This window comes from Nonomuraea sp. NPDC051298 (genome assembly GCF_055586305.1).
Genome location: NZ_JBVJIM010000004.1, coordinates 346,173 through 363,292, shown reverse-complemented (window position 1 = coordinate 363,292; position 17,120 = coordinate 346,173). Strand labels below are relative to the sequence as shown.

The window sequence follows — 17,120 nt, the reverse complement described above, 5'->3', positions numbered from 1 at the left end:
CAGTCCATCGTGATTTGTCGGTTTTCTGGGAGGAGTCGCCCTGGACCCGATCGCGGACAAACTGCTGAAGACGGTGCGGCAGGAACTCGGCTACAAGGAGAAGAGCGGCCAGCTCACCAAGTTCGGCCAGTGGTACGCGGATCGCGTCCAAGACAACCAGTACCGCGACGCCCCGTGGTGCGACATGTTCCTCGCCTGGGCCGCGGACAAGGCCGACGTCACCGAGTACGTCGGGGAGTTCGCCTGGACGCCTTCCCACGCGGCCTGGTTCATCCAGAAGGGCGCCTGGACCCAGCGGCCCGAGCCCGGCGCGCTGGTCTTCTTCGACTGGCGCGGGGGCAAGAGCTACAAGGGCATCGACCACGTCGGGGTCGTGGAACGCGTCAGCGGCGAGCGGATCCACACCATCGAGGCGAACGTGGACCGCGTCTGGCTCAAGCGCAAGACCCGGGAGACGGACAAGGTCGTCGGGTACGGCATCCCGCGCCTGGTCAAGGCCGACGCCGACCGGGCGGACGAGATCCGCTCGACCGAGCAGCCGTTCGTGGCCCCGCCCGGGTCGCAGAGCGGGAACGGGTCGCCGCTGGACGTCCTGGGCACGCCGCAGGCGCTGCTGGCCGCCATGGTGCTCATGACCATCGTGCTCTCGCTCCGGCTGACGGGCCGCCGCCGCGGCCGGCGCCGCCTCTCCGCGCCGGTCCGTGCCCGGCTCCGCCGCCTGCTCGCCCGCTCGCCGCGGCTGCGCCGGGTGCTCGCCCGGTCTCCCTGGCCCTATCTCGCGCGGGGGCGGCCGTCCGGCGTGCCCGAGGTCCGCGAGCGGGTCCCGTCGCCCCGGAACCCGCTGTCCGGCGAGCGCACCCCCGTCGGCGCTCCCGACCTTCCCGGTGCGTCCGGTGCGTCCGGTGCTCCCGGTGCTCCTGGGGCTCATGGCGTCTCCGGCGCCTCGGGCGGCAAGGGTGCGGCGCGCGGCACGGCCCCGGCGCGGGAGCGTACGCGATCGCGCGCCCCCGCCCCGGCCGCCAAACACCCCACCGCGGCCCCCAAACACCCTTCCCCGGCCCAGAAGCACCCCTCCCAGCCCACGAGACGCCGCAAGCCGTACGACTCCTGACGCCCGGAGGCGTCAGCCGGGGTCAGGAGGTGAGGTCGATGACGGCCTTGACGTCGTCGGCCGGCTGGAACGCCTCCACCGCCCGCGACAGCGGCACCCGCCGGGTGACGAGCCGCTCCAGCCACCCGAGGTCCGCCTTGGCCAGGGCGGTGGCCGCGTCCCTGAAGTGGCGGAGATTGCCGTTGACGGTGCCGAAGACCACGCTGTTCTCCAGGACGAGGTCCCGGTTGATCTCCCCGGCGTCCACCCGGTCCGTACGCCCTCCGGCCGACAGCCCGCACAGGCAGACGATCCCGGCGGCCGAGACCGCCGTCATGGCGTCGATGACGAGCCGCCCCGCCCCCGTGCACTCGATGATGACGTCCGGCTCGGCGGCGGCGAGCGCCTCCAGGGACGAGCCCGAGTGGTACGTCCCGCCCAGCTCCTCCACCAGGCTCGACTTGAGCCCAGGAGCGGCCCGGTCGAGCACGTGCACCTCCAGCCCTCGCTGTCGCCCCAGCAGCGCCGCCAGCAGCCCGATCGGCCCGGCGCCCGTGACCAGCAGCCTGCGGGGCTCGAACCAGGCCCGCGAGCCGATCCGGTCGATCTGCTCCCATGCCTTGGCGACCACCGACGTGGGCTCGGCCAGCACGCCGACGCCCGCCAGCGCGGGGTCCAGCCGGACGGCGTACCCGGCCTCGACGGTCCACCGTTCGCTGCCGTAGCCGTCGCGCTCCCTGATGCCGCGCTCGGTGTAGCGGCCGTTGCGGCACATGTCGAACTCGCCCCGCCGGCAGGCCCCGCACGGCTCAGGGTCGGGCCGCCGGACGACGCCCACCACCAGGTCGCCGGGCGAGAACGCCGAGCCCTCCGGCGACTCCAGCACCCGGCCGAGCGACTCGTGGCCGATGATCATGCGTCGGCCGCCCGGTGGCGGCCGGCCGTACCCGCCGCGTGCCAGCTCCCTGTCCGTCCCGCAGACGCCCAGGGCCAGCCCCTGGACGAGCAGCTCGCCCTGGCCCGGCACGGGCTCGGGCGCCTCCCGCACCTCCAGCGTGTCCCGCACGCCCGGCTCGAACGTCAGCGCGCGCATCCCGTCACCCCCTCGCCGGGCCTCTACCCGGGCGTGGTTGGGAAATAGTAGGACGTCCTAGTATCTTGGAATGTGGAAGCCTCCACGAAGGAGTGATCAGGCGTGCACGTCCCGGTACACCCCGTCCGCTTCGTGACCGCCGCGGCCCTGTTCGACGGGCACGACGCGGCGATCAACATCATGCGGCGCATCCTCCAGTCCCAAGGGGCGGAGGTCATCCACCTCGGGCACAACCGCTCGGTGGACGAGATCGTCACGGCCGCCATCCAGGAGGACGCCCAGGGCGTGGCGATCAGCTCCTACCAGGGTGGTCACGTGGAGTTCTTCTCCTACCTGGTGGAGCTGCTGCGCGAGCGCGGCGCGGGCCACGTCAAGGTGTACGGCGGCGGCGGGGGCGTGATCGTCCCCGAGGAGATCGAGTTGCTGCACTCCCGAGGGGTCACGCGCATCTTCTCGCCCGAGGACGGCCAGCGCTACGGCCTGCCCGGCATGATCAACAAGCTGATCGAGGACTGCGACGTCGAGCTGAGCGATCCGCCCTCGGTGGAGGCCGTGGTCTCCGGCGACGAGGCGGCGCTGGCCCGCGCGATCACCCTCATCGAAGGAGGCAGGGCCCCGGCGGAGCTGGTGGCGGGCCTGAAGGGCGCGAGGGAGCGGCACGCGCCCGTGCTCGGCATCACCGGCACCGGCGGCTCCGGCAAGTCCTCGCTCACCGACGAGCTGGTCCGCAGGTTCCGCGTCGACAACGACGACAAGCTGCGCATCGCGATCGTGGCCATCGACCCCACCCGCAGGCGCGGTGGCGGCGCGCTGCTCGGCGACCGCATCCGCATGAACAGCCTGGGACCCCAGACCTACTTCCGCTCCCTGGCCACCAGGGGCGCGGCCAACGAGGTGCCCGCCTGCCTCGACGACGTGATCACCGCCTGCCGGGCCGCCGGCTACGACCTGGTGATCGTGGAGACGCCCGGCATCGGCCAGGGCGACGCGGGCATCGTGCCGCACGTGGACGTGCCCATCTACGTGATGACCCCCGAGTTCGGCGCGGCCTCCCAGCTCGAGAAGATCGACATGCTCGACTTCGCCGAGGCCGTCGTGATCAACAAGTACGAGCGGCGCGGCGCGGAGGACGCCCTGCGCGACGTGCGCCGCCAGCTCGTACGCAACCGCGAGGCGTTCGGCGTCTCACCCGACGAGATGCCGGTCTTCGGCACCATCGCCGCCCGCTACAACGACGCCGGCGTCACCGCCCTCTACCACCACCTCGAGCGGCTGCTGCCGACCGGGGAGGGCCCGAGGCTGCTCGCGCCGGTCGAGGGCCGTACCTCGAAGGTGTCGGCGGCCATCGTGCCGCCCGCCAGGTCGCGCTACCTGGCCGACATCGCCGAGACCGTGCGCGCCTACCACGCCGAGACGCTCGCCCAGGCCGAGGTGGCCCGCCGCCGCCAGCAACTCGCCGCCGTGCGCGGCCTGCTGAACGAGGACGGCGCGGCGGCCGTCGAGCAGGCCGAGCTGGAGCTGTCGGACGAGAGCCGCGCGCTGCTCGACGGCTGGCCGGCCGTCAAGGAGCGCTACACCGCCGACGAGCTGGTGGTGAAGGTGCGCGACAGGGAGATCCACACGCCGCTGTGGCGCGAGACACTCTCCGGCAACCGGATCCCGAGGGTGGCCCTGCCCCGCTACCACGACCACGGCGACCTGCTGAGGTTCCTGCGCGGGGAGAACCTGCCGGGGATGTTCCCGTTCACCGCCGGGGTGTTCCCGTTCAAGCGCGACGACGAGGACCCGACCCGGATGTTCGCCGGCGAGGGCGACCCGTTCCGCACCAACAGGCGCTTCAAGCTGCTCTCCGAGGGCCAGCCCGCGACCAGGCTGTCCACGGCGTTCGACTCGGTGACCCTGTACGGCCACGACCCCGACCTGCGCCCCGACATCTACGGCAAGGTCGGCACCTCCGGCGTCTCCATCGCCACGCTCGACGACATGAAGGTGCTCTACGACGGGTTCGACCTGTCGGCGCCCAACACGTCGGTGTCCATGACGATCAACGGCCCGGCCCCCACGATCCTGGCGTTCTTCCTCAACGCCGCCGTCGACCAGGCCACAGCCCGCTTCCTGGCCGAGCACGACCGGGAGCCCGACGAGGGGGAGCGGCGCGAGCTGCGCGCCCGTACGCTGGCCACGGTCAGGGGCACGGTGCAGGCCGACATCCTCAAGGAGGACCAGGGGCAGAACACCTGCATCTTCTCCACCGAGTTCTCGCTGCGGATGATGGCCGACATCCAGGAGTGGTTCATCAGGAACGGGGTCAGGAACTTCTACTCGGTCTCGATCTCCGGCTACCACATCGCCGAGGCGGGGGCCAACCCCATCAGCCAGCTCGCGTTCACGCTGGCCAACGGCTTCACGTACGTGGAGGCGTACCTGGCCAGGGGCATGAAGGTGGACGACTTCGCGCCGAACCTGTCGTTCTTCTTCTCCAACGGCATGGACCCCGAGTACAGCGTGCTCGGGCGGGTGGCCCGGCGCATCTGGGCGGTGGCCATGCGCGAGCGCTACGGCGCGGGCGAGCGCTCGCAGAAGCTGAAGTACCACATCCAGACCTCGGGCCGCTCCCTGCACGCCCAGGAGATGAACTTCAACGACATCCGCACCACCCTCCAGGCCCTGATCGCCGTCTACGACAACTGCAACAGCCTGCACACCAACGCCTTCGACGAGGCCGTGACCACCCCGTCGGCCGACTCCGTACGCCGCGCCATGGCCATCCAGCTCATCATCAACCGCGAGTGGGGCCTGGCCAGGAACGAGAACCCGCTGCAGGGCGCGTTCATCGTCGAGGAGCTGACGGACCTGGTCGAGGAGGCGGTGCTGAGCGAGTTCGAACGGCTCTCGGACCGGGGCGGCGTCCTGGGCGCGATGGAGACCGGCTACCAGCGCGGCAAGATCCAGGACGAGTCCATGCTGTACGAGATGCGCAAGCACGACGGCTCGCTGCCCATCGTCGGCGTCAACACCTTCCGCAACCCGCACGAAGAGGACGGGGCCCAGCCGCACAAGCTGGAGCTGGCCAGGGGCACCGAGGAGGAGAAGCGTTCGCAGCTCGACCGGCTGCGCGCCTTCCACGAGCGCAACCGCTCCGAGGCCCCGGCCCAGCTCGCCCGGCTGCGCGAGGTGGCGATGTCGGAGGGGAACGCGTTCGAGGTGCTGATGGAGGCGGCCCGCCACTGCTCGCTCGGCCAGATCACCGACGCCCTGTTCGAGGCGGGCGGCCAGTACCGCCGCAACGTCTGACCGGCCGGGTCGGAGAGGTCCGGCTCGGCCTGTGGGCGGCCTGCGACGACCGGGCACGAAGGCCACGCCACGGCTCCGGTGGGCGGTGAGCGGAGGCGGAGGGCGGCGCGGATAGGATCACGCTGCTGGGAACATCGCTTTCAGGAGGCTTTCATGTCCGACGTCACCTTCAAGGGCACCCCCGTCACCGTGGCCGGCTCCTTCCCGCGGCCCGGCGACACCGCCCCCGCGTTCCGGCTGGTCGGCCCCGACCTGGCCGAGCGCTCCCTCGACGACTTCGGCGGCCAGACCAAGGTGCTCAACATCTTCCCGAGCCTCGACACCGGCGTCTGCGCCGCCTCGGTGCGCCGCTTCAACCAGATCGCCGCCGACCACCCCGACGTGGCCGTGCTCTGCGTCTCGGCGGACCTGCCGTTCGCGCAGAAGCGCTTCTGCGGCGCGGAGGGGATCGAGAACGTGACCACGCTCTCGCTCATGCGGGGCCGTGAGTTCCTCGCCGACTACGGCGTGGCGCAGGAGTCGGGGCCGCTGGCGGGCCTGGCCGCGCGCGCGGTGATCGTGCTCGACGGCGACAACAAGGTGATCTACTCCGAGCTGGTGCCGGAGATCACGCAGGAGCCCGACTACGACAACGCCCTGTCCGCACTCAAGTAGACCCTGTCGCCCGCTCTACCGGCTCTCAGGGTCGGCTCTCAGACAGACCCGCCCGTCTGTGCCAGGCGGGCGCTCAGCTCGCTCTTGAACGCCTCGGCCAGCTCCAGCAGGTGCCGGTCGTCCGTGGCGGTGTGCTGGAGGTCCAGGATGACCTCGTGGACCCCGGCCTCCGCCGCGTCGGCCAGGTAGGCGGAGATCTCGGCCACCGTGCCGCTCCTGGGCGGGGTGCCCCCTTCGGTGACGATCGGGTTGGCGCGCAGGATCATGCGCAGGCCGCCGGGGTCGCGCCCGGCCTGCTCGGCCGTGCGGCACACCGTCTGCCACATCGACGTGAGCATCGGGATCGGCAGCGAGGCCGTCAGCCAGCCGTCGCCCCTGCGCCCGATGCGGCGCAGCGCGCCCTCCGACAGGCCCGCCAGATAGAGCGGCGGGCGGCGGGCGGGCTTGGGCTCGATGTGGCTCGGCGCGATCGTCCACAGCTCGTGCTCGAACGACACCGGATCGGTGGTCCAGATCGCCTCCAGCGCGTCGAGGGTGGCGTCGTAGCGCCTGGCCCGGTCTTTCCAGGGCACGCCCACGGCGGCGTACTCGTCGGAGGACCAGCCGAGCCCGAGGCCCGCGTCGAGCCGTCCGCCGCTGAGGTGGTCGATCGTGGTGAGCGAGCGGGCCAGCACCGCCGGGGGATACCAGCAGGCGTTGAGCGCGCTGGTGCCCAGCCGCACGGCCGAGGTCGCCGACGCGGCCACCGACAACACCGCGAACGGGTCGAGGAACACCCGGTGCGCCTCGGGGATACGGCCGTCGCCGCCCGGATAGCGGTCGAGGGGCCGCAGCGGGGTCAGCAGCCGGTCACCCGCCCACAGGCTGTGCAGCCCCATCGACTCCGCCTCGCGCGCCACCCGCAACACGCTGGAGAGCGCCGCGAACCTGCCGTACTGCGGCACCGCCAGCCCGATCCGCATGAACTCAGCCCTTTCTGCCCACGCCGCACAGGATCAGCGACGACTCGGGGCCGTCGACGAAGTCGATCTCGTCGGCCTGCTCGGGACGCCACTGCGGCAGCCACACCAGACCGGGGTCCACCAGCTCGAACCCCTCGAACAACTCCATGATCCGGTCACGGCCGCGCAGGGTGAGCTGGGCGCTGGCGTTCCGGTAGACCTCGGTGCCCCGGTCGACGGCGGCCGGGCGGGCGTCGCTGGTGCCGTGGGACAGCACGAGGCAACTGCCGGGCGCCATGGCCTCGCGCAGCGTCGCGATGATCTCGCCGGGGCGCTCGGCCTCGGTGATGAAGTGCATGATCGCGACCAGCAGCACGCCGACCGGCCGGTCGAAGTCGATGAGCCGCCGCGTGTCCGGATGGCCCAGGACGGCGCCGGGCTCGCGCAGGTCGCCCTCGATCACCGTGGTGTCGCCCTGGTCGGCCAGCAGCGCTCGGGCGTGCACCAGCACCACCGGATCGCGGTCGACGTAGACCACCCTGGCGCCGGGGGTGACCTTCTTGGCCACCTCGTGCACGTTGCCCTGGGTCGGCAGGCCCGTGCCGATGTCGAGGAACTGGGTGATGCCGGCCTCGGCGAGGTGGCGTACCGCCCGCCCCAGGAACGCCCGGTTCGCCCGCGCGGCCGCGCGCAACTCGGGAGCGACCGACAGGATCCTCTCGGCGGCCTCGCGATCGGCCGGGAAGTTGTCCTTCCCCCCGAGGTAGTAGTCGTAGAGCCTGGCCACGCTGGGTGTGTTCGGATCGAAGCCGAGCGACTCCCGGTCCAACCGTCATCCCCCGATCAAGAGTGAACGACCTTTGTCCTGAATTCTACGGTTGTTCGCCGACAATTGATCGCTGCTTCCACGCATCTAGGCTGTTGCTGTGGATGACACCGGCGTGCCCGTGCAGATTCCCGGCTCCGTGCGGCGCATCGTGTCCCTGGTCCCGTCGCTGACCGAGTCGGTGGCGGCGACCGTGCCGCGGGCGCTGGTGGGGGCCACCGACTGGTGTTCGCACCCGGCCGGCCTCGACGTGGTCAGGGTCAGGGGCACCAAGAACCCCGACCTCGACGCGATCAGGCGGCTGCGGCCCGACGTGGTGCTGGCCAACGCCGAGGAGAACCGCGTCCCCGACATCGAGGCCCTGCGCGAGTCGGGCGTCGCCGTGTGGGTGACGAAGATCGAGACGGTGGAGGAGGCGTTCGCGTCGCTGGCGCGGATGTTCGCCGTGGCCTGCCGCACCCGGCCACCCGCATGGCTGGAGGCCGCGCGGGAGGCGTGGCGGGCGCCCTTCGAGGGGGCGCGGCGGACGGCGGTCGTCCCGATCTGGCGGCGGCCGTGGATGGTGGTGGGGCGCGACACGTTCACCGGCGACGTGCTCAGGCGGCTCGGCGTGGACAACCTGTACGCCGCCCACCCCGAGCGCTACCCCAAGATCCCGCTCGCCGAGCTGAACGAGCGGCGGCCCGACCTGGTGGTCCTGCCCGACGAGCCGTACGCCTTCTCCGGGGCCGACGGGCCCGAGGCGTTCCCCGGGCACACGTGCGCGCTGGTCAGCGGGCGGCTGCTCACCTGGTACGGCCCCTCGCTCGTCCAGGCCCCCGCCCTCCTGCGCCAGGCCCTCGGCTAGCGCGGCGGAGGCGGCGGTCAGCGGACGGCCGTGGCCAGGGCGGCGTCCACCGAGGTGGGGGAGAGCACGTGCTCCATGACGATCACGGCCATCCCGACGATCCCGGCCCGGTCGCCGAGCGAGCTGGTGACGATCTCCAGGTTCCTGGTCGTATACGGCAGGCTGCGCCGGTAGACGATCTCCCTGATCCCCGTCAGGTAGTGCTCCCTGGTCTCCGCCATGTCCCCGGCCAGCACCAGCACGCCCGGGTTGAGCAGGCTGACCGCGGTGGCCAGCACGACGCCCAGCGTGCGCCCGCCCTCCTGGACGCGCGCGATGGCCTCGGGATCGCCCGCCTGCACGAGCCTGACCACGTCCCGGCTGTAGTCGAGGCCCAGGTCCGCGGCGAGGGCGTGGCCGCTGGCGAGCGAGGCCACGCAGCCGCGCGAGCCGCAGGTGCAGACCCGGGCGTCGGTCTCGGCCAACCGCACGTGCCCGATGTTCCCCGCGGCCTCCTCGACCCCGTGGTAGATCTGCCCGTCGAGGATGATGCCGGTCCCGATCCCGGTGGACACCTTGATGAGGACCAGCGAGTCGGTGTCGCGCCATGACGTCCACCACTCGCCCAGCGCCATCGCGTTGGCGTCGTTCTCCACGAGGATGGGCACGTCGTACGTCGAGCCGATGGCCGCGGCCACCGGGTGGTCGTCCCACCCCGGCATCAGGAACGACCTGATCACCCGCCCGGTGGTGTGGTCGACCGACCCCGGCACGTCCAGCCCGATCCCGCAGACGTCGCCGGTCGGCCGCCCCGCCCGGTCGAGCAGCCGCTGGAACGCCTGCCGCACCCACGACAGCACGGCCTCCGGCCCGAGTTCGATGCGCATCTCGGTGTGCTCCTCGACCAACGGCCGGGCGGCCAGGTCGGTGAGCGCCACCCTGGCGTGGGTGGCGCCCAGGTCGGCCACCAGCAGCAGGCGCCTGGTGGCGTCCACGTCGAGCACCGAGGGCGGTCGCCCGCCCCCGGAGGTGCCGACGCCGGACTCGTGGATGTAGCCCGCGTCGATGAGCCGGTCGACGCGGTCGGTGATCGTCGAGCGGGACAGGCCGGTGCCCTCGATCAGTTCTTTGCGGGTACGGCAGGAGCCACTGCGGATGAGCTGGAGGATCTGCCCTGCCGTCAGCATGGTCTATCCCTTCTCCGCTCCCGCGGTGAGGCCCGCCGTCAGCAGTCGCTCGCCGGCGAAGAACACGATCACGATGGGCAGCGTGAGCACCACCGATCCTGCCATCAGGACCGTCGTCGGGATCTCTATGCTGCCCGCGAGCTGAGAGAGCCCCAGGGACACCGTCCAGTTCTCCCGCCTGTCCACGAGGAAGAGCAGGGCGAACAGGAACTCGTTCCACGCGATCATGAACGCGTAGAGGCCGGTGGCCATCAGCGCGGGCTTGGACAACGGCAGCACCACGCGCCAGATGGTCGACAACCTCGTGCACCCGTCGATCGCGGCCGCTTCCTCCACGCTCTGCGGCACGGTCTCGAAGTAGTTGCGGAGCATGTATACCGTGACAGGCACTGTTTGCGCGATATACACGAGGATCAGTCCTATGAGAGATCCGCGCAGCCCGATCATCGTGAAGAGCACGAACAGCGGGATGGCCAGCACGATCGCCGGGAAGAGGTAGACCGCGAGGAACAGGAAGTGCACCTGCCGCCGGCCGAAGAAGCGCAGCCGCGCGACCGCGTACGCGCCCGGGATCGAGATCAGCAGCGTGACCGCGACCGAGGCCACCGCGACGATCGTGCTGTTCCTGAGGAAGGTCAGGAAGCCCTGCCGGGTCAGCACGTCGACGTAGGTGTCGAGGGTGAGGCTGCGCGGCCACAGCGAGCCGGGATCCAGGATCAGCTCCTGGATGTCGCGTACGGACAGCATCACCATGTAGCAGAACGGGAACGCGGTGATCAGGAAGAGGAACGCGACCACCACCGGCTTGAGCACCTTGAGCAGGCCCCGCTCGAACCTATCCCTGCTCACGTTCACCCCCCGAGAAGAACCTCAGGTAGATCGCCAGGAAGACGACCAGGAAGACCGCCAGCACGATCGCCTGCGCCGCCGACGCGCCGATGTCGTCGCGCGAGGTCAGGAAGTTGTAGACGCGCACGCTGACCACCTCGGTGCCGGCCCCGCCGCCGGTCAGCAGGTAGACGTCGTCGAACTTGGTGAACGTGAACACGAACCGCAGCACCGACAGCAGCGCGATGATCCGCCAGAGCTGCGGCATGATCACGTACCGGAAGCGCTGGGTGGGGGTGGCGCCGTCGACCACCGCGGCCTCGTCCAGCTCGGCCGGCAGCGCCTGGAGCCGGGCCAGGATGAACAGGAACGCGAACGGGAAGTACCGCCACGCCTCGAAGGCGATCACCGTGAGCAGCGCCACGGGCACCTGTACGCCCAGGATCTCGCCCCTGGCCTGGGAGAGGAACGCGATCGGCTCGCTCAGCCAGGTGTTGACGATGCCGTACTGGGGGTTGAGCATCGTCTCCCACAGGAACGCCACCGCCACCACCGGGGCCACGTACGGGATCAGGATCGAGGCCCTGACCAGGGTCCGCCCCCTGAACCTGTCGCGCAGCGCCAGCGCGGTCACCAGCCCGATCGCGATCGACAGCGCCGTGCCCGCGACGGTGTAGACGAGCGTGTTGACCAGCGACGACCAGAAGCCCGGCTCGGAGACGACGTAGAAGAAGTTCTCCAGCGTGTAGTGTCCGAAGATCCCCACCCGCCGGATGTTGATCAGCCGCACGTCCTGGAACGCCAGCATGACCGCCCACAGCAGCGGCAGCACCACCACGACGAGCGTGATGACCAGCGTCGGCGAGATGAGCGCGAGCCCGGCGCGCCCCTCCTGCTCACGCAGCGTCCGCCCGCGCCGCGCCCGGCGCCGCGCCGGAGGAGCGGGCGGCCTGGCCGTGCGGGGAGGCGTGGCGGTCACTGCCGGATCCCGCGCTTGATCGTCTCCACGTCGGTCTTGGCCTGCGCCGCGGCGGCCTGCGGGGTGAGCGACCCGTCCACGATCTCGCTGAGCGCCTTGGGCACGGGCAGCTCACCCATCGTGGCGCCGACCAGCTTGCCCTGCCCCTGCGGGATGCCCCATCGGGCGAAGGTGTCGGGGCTGGTGCGCAGGGCGTCGAGCACGTCGGCCGGGTAGACGTCGGCCAGCGGCTTCTTGGTGTCGACCCCGGCGGGCAGCTTGTTCCACACGTCCTCGAAGCCCCTGCGGGTCGGGAACTTGCCCTCCGGCGCCATCCCGATCCAGCGCTCGTAGCCCTCGTTCATCATGAAGGAGACGAACTTGCTCGCCGAGTCGGTGGCGGCGTCGCGGGTGATCGCCCAGGAGACGATCTCGCCGTACTGCGCGGGCGCGCTCCCGTCGGGCCCCTTGAGCGCGGTGACGACGCCGGTGTGCCTGGCCAGCCACTCGGGGTCCGCGCGGCACTCGGGGCAGCTCGGCAGTGCGTCCTTGCGCAGCCCGGCCAGCTCGTCGAGGATGAACGACGACCAGATCGTCATGGCCGACTTCCCGGCGAAATACGTGGCCCGGGTGGAGTCGACGTCCTGCTTGCCCTTGACGGAGTAGTCCTCGGCCAGCTTCGCGTAGAAGCCGAACGCCCGCACGCACTGCGGCGAGTCGAGCGTGACGTTCCCGGCGTCGTCGACGAGCTGGCAGCCGTTGGCCAGCGCCACGTGCTCGAAGCTCTGGGCGGTGAACGAGTCTTTCGGCGCGATGGCGAGCGTGATCCCCGCGACCCCGCCCGTGTTCAGCCTGGCCGCCGCGGCCTCCAGCGCCTCGTAGGTGTCTGGTGGCCGCAGCCCCGCCTTCTCGAACAGGTCCTTGCGGTACAGGATGAGCTGCGCCCACCCGTCGCTCGGCACCGCGAGCAGCTTGCCGCCCGAGCTGTCGAGCTCCAGCGCCCGCGGCGAGAACGTGTCACGCCCGAGCTGGTCGACGATCCTGCCCGGCGTCTCGGTGTCGAGCAGGTCGTTGGCCTCCATCTCGCGGATGGAGGCCAGCGGCAGGGCGCCGATCACGTCGGGCAGGTCGTCGGCCGCCGCGGCGGCGGTGAGCGTCTGGCTGAACTGGTCTTCGGCCACGCCGACCAGATTCACCTTGATCCCGGTCTTCCTGGTGAAGTCGGCGGCGATCGCGTTCTGGACCGCCATCCGGTCCTGGAGGTTCTCCTCGGTCCAGACCGTGATCTCGTTGCTCGTGGACGACTTCTCGCCACCGCCGTCCCCGCAGGCCGTCAGCGAGACGGCGGCCAGCAGTGCGACGGAGAGGACGGCGGTAACCTTGGTCGGCATGGCACGCTCCTCCGGTTGGGGTTATGCCGCCCTTACCCGTGCACGAGAGGCCGCAACGTGCGGTAGGCGATACCGAGACCGGTCTGTACCCTGTCCGTGCTGCCGCTCCAGACCGGGTCCTCGTGCTCCACGGAGACCACCCCGTCGTACCCCCCTTCGTAGAGCGCGTCGATCACCCTGGTCCAGTCGACCTGCCCGAGCCCGGGGACACGGAAGCGGTACCAGCCCTTCTCGCCGCTGATCGGGCCGTGGAAGCCGTACCGGTCGATCTTGCCGGGCAGGAACTGGGTGTCCTTGGCCTGGACGTGCGCGATGTTCGGCACGTACGGGGTCAGCGCGGCGACCGGGTCGATGCCGAGCGCCACCAGGTGTGACGGGTCGTAGTTGAGCTTGAGCCCCAGCGTGAACATCCACTCCCACAGCTCGGGGGAGTAGGCGAGGTTGCCCGGATACCCATCGGGATGCCAGCTCTTCATCACGCAGTTCTCAATGACGATCTCGACCCCGTTCGTCCTGGCGTACGCGACCAGCGGGCCGAAGACGTCCTCGGCGAGCTTGAGGTTGTCGCGCACCGGCAGGGACGGGTCGCGGCCCACGAACGTGCCCACCGTCGGGCAGCCGAGCGCGGCGGCGGCGTCCACGCACCGCCTCACGTGCGCGTTCACCGCAGCCCCTTGCCGAGGGTGCAGATTGTTCTCGTAGTACGCGATCGAGGAAAGCGTGAGTCCGGTCTCCGCGAAGATTCGCCTGACTCGATCACATTCGGTGTCGTCGAAACGATCCACTCTGATGTGATTTCGGTCATCCGTAGACGGCCACCCCGCGACCTCCAGGGCCTCGTAGCCCTGACTCGCGGCCCAGCGTGCTATGTCGGTAAGGTCACTTTCCGGAAGACACGCTGTCAGAAACCCCAATTTCATCAGTCACCTCCGACGGAAGTCGTAGACTTAAGAGTGTTACGAACGCAACTATCGTTTGCAAACACGCACTAAATCTTTGACTTTTGTTTGATCAATAGGCATAAGTGTGGGGAATGCGCGTCATCACCTTCGAGGAGCCAGGCGAAGTCCGCGTCGGCCTGGAGTCACCCGCCGAGCTTGTGGCGGGGGCAGTGCGAGTTCGCACGCTCTATTCCGGAGTCTCAGCGGGCACTGAACTGACCGCCTACCGCGGCACCAATCCATACCTCAATCGCAAGTGGGACACCGAGCGCCGGCTCTTCGTCGAAGGCCAGACGCACGCCTACCCGCTGGCCGGGTGGGGCTACCAGGAGGTAGGCGAGGTGGTGGAGGCCGCGCCCGATGTGGCCGACCCCCCGGTCGGCAGCCTCGTGTGGGGCATCTGGGGCCACCGGGCCGAGGCCGTCGTCCCCGCCGACAAGCTCGTCGGGCACGTGATCCCGCCCGGCGCCGACCCCCTGACCGGCGTCTTCGCCCGGGTGGGCGCGATCGCGCTCAACGGCGTGCACGCCGCCGACGTGCACCTCGGCGATCAGCTCGCGATCTTCGGCCAGGGCGTCATCGGGCTGCTCGCCACCCGCCTGGCTGTGCTCAGCGGCGCCCGCGTGGTCGCCGCCGACGCCATCCCCGACCGGCTGGAGCTGGCCAGGAGGTTCGGCGCCGCCGAGACGTTCGACATCTCCTCGGGGTCGGTGGCCGAGTTCATGCGCAAGCGCGTCGAGGGCGCCGACACCGTCATCGAGCTGAGCGGCACCCACGCCGGCCTGCACGAGGCCATCAGGACCGTGCGCAGGGGCGGGCGCGTCGTGGCCGCCGGCTTCTACCAGGGCGACGCCGTCGGGCTGCGCCTCGGCGAGGAGTTCCACCACAACCAGGTCCAGCTCGTCTCCTCCCAGATCGGCGGCGTCGCCTCGTGGCTCGCCCACCGGTGGGACGTCGAGCGCATGCAGCGCACGTTCATGGAGCTCGTCCACCGCGGAGAGGTCGCCGCGGGGGAGCTGATCAGCCACGTCGTGCCCGTGGACCGGGCCGCCGAGGCCTTCGACCTGCTCGACAAGCACCAGTCCGAGGTGCTCCAGCTCGTCTTCGAATTCAAGGAGTGACAGTGAAGCTCGCCGTACAGGAGCAGCTTCTGCCTGGCCGTACACTGCAGGAGAAGTACGCCTTCGCGGTCGACGCCGGGTTCGACGCCATCGAACTGCGAGGCAAGGGCGATTTCCACTTCGCCGGCCGCCTGACCGAGCTCAAGCGGGCGCTGGCCGACGGCGTGGTCATGCCGACGGTGTGCGTGGAGATGTCCCACTTCATCGGCGACTTCGACCCCGCCAGGCGCAAGGACGCCATCCAGCAGCTCAGGTCGCAGCTCACGGTGATCGGCGAGCTGGGCGGCCTGGGCGTCATGACGCCCGCCTCCTGGGGCCAGTTCTCGCGCAGGCTGCCCCCGTTCGAGCCGCCGCGCAGCCCCGAGGAGGACCGCGAGGTGCTGGCCGAGGCGCTGGGCGTCCTGGGCGAGCACGCGCAGCGCAACGGCGTGCTGATCATGCTGGAGCCGCTCAACCGCTACGAGAACCACATGGTCAACACGCTGGCCGAGGCCGTCTCGTACTGCTCGATGGACTCGATCAGGATCGTCGGCGACACCTACCACATGAACATCGAGGAGGACGACCCCTGCCGCGCCCTCATCGACGCGGCCCCCTACCTGGCGCACATGCAGATCAGCGAGTCGAACAGGAACCAGCCGGGCACCGGTCACCTCGACTGGGGCGCGCAACTGGCCACGCTCGACGCCGTCGGCTACGACGGCTATCTCGCGCTCGAATGCCGGCTGCGCGGCGAGCCCGAGATCGTCCTTCCCCAGACCGCAGCCTTCATCAGGAAATATCTATGATCATTCGCGACGCGGTGCGTGTCCTGGCCAGCAATTGGGACGGCACCTACACAGTCCCTTCACGTCGCCTCTATCCCCATCAGTGGAGCTGGGACTCCGCCTTCACCGCGATCGGCAACGCCCGCTGGTCGCCGCGACGGGCCAGGCTGGAGCTGCTGTCCCTGTTCGGCGCCCAGTGGGGCGACGGCCGGGTGCCGCACATCGTGTTCAACCCCGAGGTGCCGGAGGGCGCCTACTTCCCCGGCCCCGAGTTCTGGCGGACGCGGGCGCCGTCCGGGGTGGAGACGTCCGGCATCGTCCAGCCGCCGGTGCACGCGCTGGCCGCGTGGAAGACGTACCTGGCCGAGCCCGACCCCGGGTTCCTGCGCCGGATCTACCCCCGGCTGGTGGCGCAGCAGGAGTTCCTGCGCGCGCAGCGGCGCTCCCCCGAAGGGCTCATCTCGATCGTGCACCCCTGGGAGTCGGGCATGGACAACAGCCCGGCGTGGGACCTGCCGCTGCGTGCGGTGGTGACGCGGCCGACCGGGTTCGTCCGCCGGGACCTGGCGACCGTGAGCGCCGACGAGCGGCCCACCGACCGCGACTACGAGCTGTACGTCACGCTGTCCGCCGCCTACCGGGACTCGGGCTACACCGAGCCGGGCGCGTTCCAGGTCGAGTGCCCGCTGTTCAACACCGCGTACGGGCTGGCGGAGTCGACGCTGGCCGACATCGCGCGCGAGTGCGGGCTCGACCCCGAGCCCCACGAGCGCGAGGCCGAGGCGATGACCTGCGCCATGATCGAGCACCTCTGGGACGGCGGCCTCTTCCAGGCCCGCGACGTGCGCACCGGGGCGATGATCCGCTCCAGCAGCGCGGCCGGGCTGACCCCGCTCGTGCTGACCGGCCTGCCGCCGCGGATCTCCTTGGCGCTGGTGGCGAGCGCGCTCGACCGGTTCGGGCTCAAGGACATGATGCTGCCCAGCTACGCCCCCGACGCGCCCGGGTTCGACCAGGCCCGCTACTGGCGGGGCCCGAGCTGGATCAACCTGGGCTGGCTCGTCTGGCACGGGCTGAAGGACCACCGCCCCGACCTGGCCAGGCCGCTGGCCGAGGCGATGGTGCGGGCGGTGAGCCTGGCGGGCTTTCGCGAGTATTTCGACCCGCTCACGCTGCAGGGGCACGGCTGCCGCGACTTCAGTT

At 70.6% G+C, this 17,120-nt stretch carries 14 protein-coding genes and 1 pseudogene; 7 read left to right on the top strand and 8 right to left on the bottom strand.

Going from position 1 to position 17,120, the window contains the following annotated elements; genetic code table 11:
* The first annotated feature begins 73 nt into the window (after positions 1-73).
* Positions 74-1,111, top strand: coding sequence for a CHAP domain-containing protein (locus ACZ6S0_RS15300; protein WP_465916894.1), 1,038 nt, complete (start codon positions 74-76; stop codon positions 1,109-1,111).
* Positions 1,112-1,133: 22 nt separating this feature from the next.
* Here ACZ6S0_RS15300 and ACZ6S0_RS15295 read toward each other — a convergent pair whose 3' ends face one another.
* Complete coding sequence (locus ACZ6S0_RS15295) at positions 1,134-2,183, bottom strand: glucose 1-dehydrogenase (RefSeq protein WP_465916893.1); 1,050 nt, start codon at positions 2,181-2,183, stop codon at positions 1,134-1,136.
* A 102-nt stretch (positions 2,184-2,285) separates the two neighbouring features.
* Here ACZ6S0_RS15295 and icmF point away from each other — a divergent pair, with 102 nt between their 5' ends.
* Both icmF and tpx read left to right on the top strand, forming a co-directional pair.
* Complete coding sequence (gene icmF, locus ACZ6S0_RS15290) at positions 2,286-5,477, top strand: fused isobutyryl-CoA mutase/GTPase IcmF (protein ID WP_465916892.1); 3,192 nt, start codon at positions 2,286-2,288, stop codon at positions 5,475-5,477.
* A 153-nt stretch (positions 5,478-5,630) separates the two neighbouring features.
* Entirely contained in the window at positions 5,631-6,131 is a 501-nt protein-coding gene (gene tpx / locus ACZ6S0_RS15285; protein WP_465916891.1) for a thiol peroxidase, read from the top strand.
* Positions 6,132-6,169: 38 nt separating this feature from the next.
* On the opposite strand, the gene ACZ6S0_RS15280 is transcribed toward tpx, so the two are convergent.
* Together ACZ6S0_RS15280 and ACZ6S0_RS15275 are read right to left on the bottom strand one after the other, a co-directional pair.
* Positions 6,170-7,093, bottom strand: coding sequence for a TIGR03619 family F420-dependent LLM class oxidoreductase (locus ACZ6S0_RS15280; RefSeq protein WP_465916890.1), 924 nt, complete (start codon positions 7,091-7,093; stop codon positions 6,170-6,172).
* Positions 7,094-7,097: 4 nt separating this feature from the next.
* On the bottom strand, positions 7,098-7,901 hold the full coding sequence (locus ACZ6S0_RS15275) for an SAM-dependent methyltransferase (protein WP_465916889.1): 804 nt from the start codon (positions 7,899-7,901) through the stop codon (positions 7,098-7,100).
* 97 nt (positions 7,902-7,998) lie between these two features.
* Here ACZ6S0_RS15275 and ACZ6S0_RS15270 point away from each other — a divergent pair, with 97 nt between their 5' ends.
* The gene (locus tag ACZ6S0_RS15270) at positions 7,999-8,745 is read left to right on the top strand and encodes a helical backbone metal receptor (protein ID WP_465916888.1); all 747 of its coding nucleotides are present in this window, start codon (positions 7,999-8,001) and stop codon (positions 8,743-8,745) included.
* Between the two features lie 17 nt (positions 8,746-8,762).
* Here ACZ6S0_RS15270 and ACZ6S0_RS15265 read toward each other — a convergent pair whose 3' ends face one another.
* From ACZ6S0_RS15265 to ACZ6S0_RS15245, 5 genes are read right to left on the bottom strand one after another with little or no spacing between them, the layout of a single operon-like run.
* Positions 8,763-9,911, bottom strand: a complete 1,149-nt coding sequence (locus ACZ6S0_RS15265) for an ROK family transcriptional regulator (RefSeq protein ID WP_465916887.1) — start codon at positions 9,909-9,911, stop codon at positions 8,763-8,765.
* Between the two features lie 3 nt (positions 9,912-9,914).
* On the bottom strand, positions 9,915-10,760 hold the full coding sequence (locus ACZ6S0_RS15260; protein ID WP_465916886.1) for a carbohydrate ABC transporter permease: 846 nt from the start codon (positions 10,758-10,760) through the stop codon (positions 9,915-9,917).
* Positions 10,747-11,718, bottom strand: a complete 972-nt coding sequence (locus ACZ6S0_RS15255; RefSeq protein ID WP_465916885.1) for a carbohydrate ABC transporter permease — start codon at positions 11,716-11,718, stop codon at positions 10,747-10,749. Before ACZ6S0_RS15255 ends, ACZ6S0_RS15260 begins: the two co-directional genes overlap by 14 nt.
* Positions 11,715-13,088 carry an ABC transporter substrate-binding protein gene (locus ACZ6S0_RS15250; RefSeq protein WP_465916884.1) on the bottom strand — a complete coding sequence of 458 codons (1,374 nt, stop codon included), beginning with the start codon at positions 13,086-13,088 and terminating at the stop codon, positions 11,715-11,717. Before ACZ6S0_RS15250 ends, ACZ6S0_RS15255 begins: the two co-directional genes overlap by 4 nt.
* A gap of 32 nt (positions 13,089-13,120) precedes the next feature.
* Positions 13,121-14,008: a sugar phosphate isomerase/epimerase family protein gene (locus ACZ6S0_RS15245; protein ID WP_465916883.1), complete on the bottom strand. Its 888-nt coding sequence runs from the start codon at positions 14,006-14,008 to the stop codon at positions 13,121-13,123.
* 113 nt (positions 14,009-14,121) lie between these two features.
* On the opposite strand from ACZ6S0_RS15245, the gene ACZ6S0_RS15240 reads away from it, so the two are divergent.
* The 3 genes and pseudogenes from ACZ6S0_RS15240 to ACZ6S0_RS15230 all read left to right on the top strand — a co-directional run.
* Positions 14,122-15,150 carry a zinc-dependent alcohol dehydrogenase gene (locus ACZ6S0_RS15240; RefSeq protein WP_465916882.1) on the top strand — a complete coding sequence of 343 codons (1,029 nt, stop codon included), beginning with the start codon at positions 14,122-14,124 and terminating at the stop codon, positions 15,148-15,150.
* A gap of 2 nt (positions 15,151-15,152) precedes the next feature.
* Positions 15,153-15,938 carry a sugar phosphate isomerase/epimerase family protein gene (locus ACZ6S0_RS15235; protein WP_465916881.1) on the top strand — a complete coding sequence of 262 codons (786 nt, stop codon included), beginning with the start codon at positions 15,153-15,155 and terminating at the stop codon, positions 15,936-15,938.
* Positions 15,869-17,113: pseudogene (locus ACZ6S0_RS15230) on the top strand (MGH1-like glycoside hydrolase domain-containing protein); the annotation flags it as partial. The gene ACZ6S0_RS15235 and the pseudogene ACZ6S0_RS15230, both read left to right, overlap by 70 nt.
* Positions 17,114-17,120: the final 7 nt, after the last annotated feature.

Coding starts and splice junctions, on each gene's coding strand:
- ACZ6S0_RS15250 (WP_465916884.1), bottom strand. CDS start 13,088: ATGCCGACCAAGGTTACCGCCGTCCTCTCCGTCGCACTGCTGGCCGCC.
- ACZ6S0_RS15240 (WP_465916882.1), top strand. CDS start 14,122: ATGCGCGTCATCACCTTCGAGGAGCCAGGCGAAGTCCGCGTCGGCCTG.
- ACZ6S0_RS15265 (WP_465916887.1), bottom strand. CDS start 9,911: ATGCTGACGGCAGGGCAGATCCTCCAGCTCATCCGCAGTGGCTCCTGC.
- ACZ6S0_RS15280 (WP_465916890.1), bottom strand. CDS start 7,093: ATGCGGATCGGGCTGGCGGTGCCGCAGTACGGCAGGTTCGCGGCGCTC.
- tpx (WP_465916891.1), top strand. CDS start 5,631: ATGTCCGACGTCACCTTCAAGGGCACCCCCGTCACCGTGGCCGGCTCC.
- ACZ6S0_RS15295 (WP_465916893.1), bottom strand. CDS start 2,183: ATGCGCGCGCTGACGTTCGAGCCGGGCGTGCGGGACACGCTGGAGGTG.
- ACZ6S0_RS15245 (WP_465916883.1), bottom strand. CDS start 14,008: ATGAAATTGGGGTTTCTGACAGCGTGTCTTCCGGAAAGTGACCTTACC.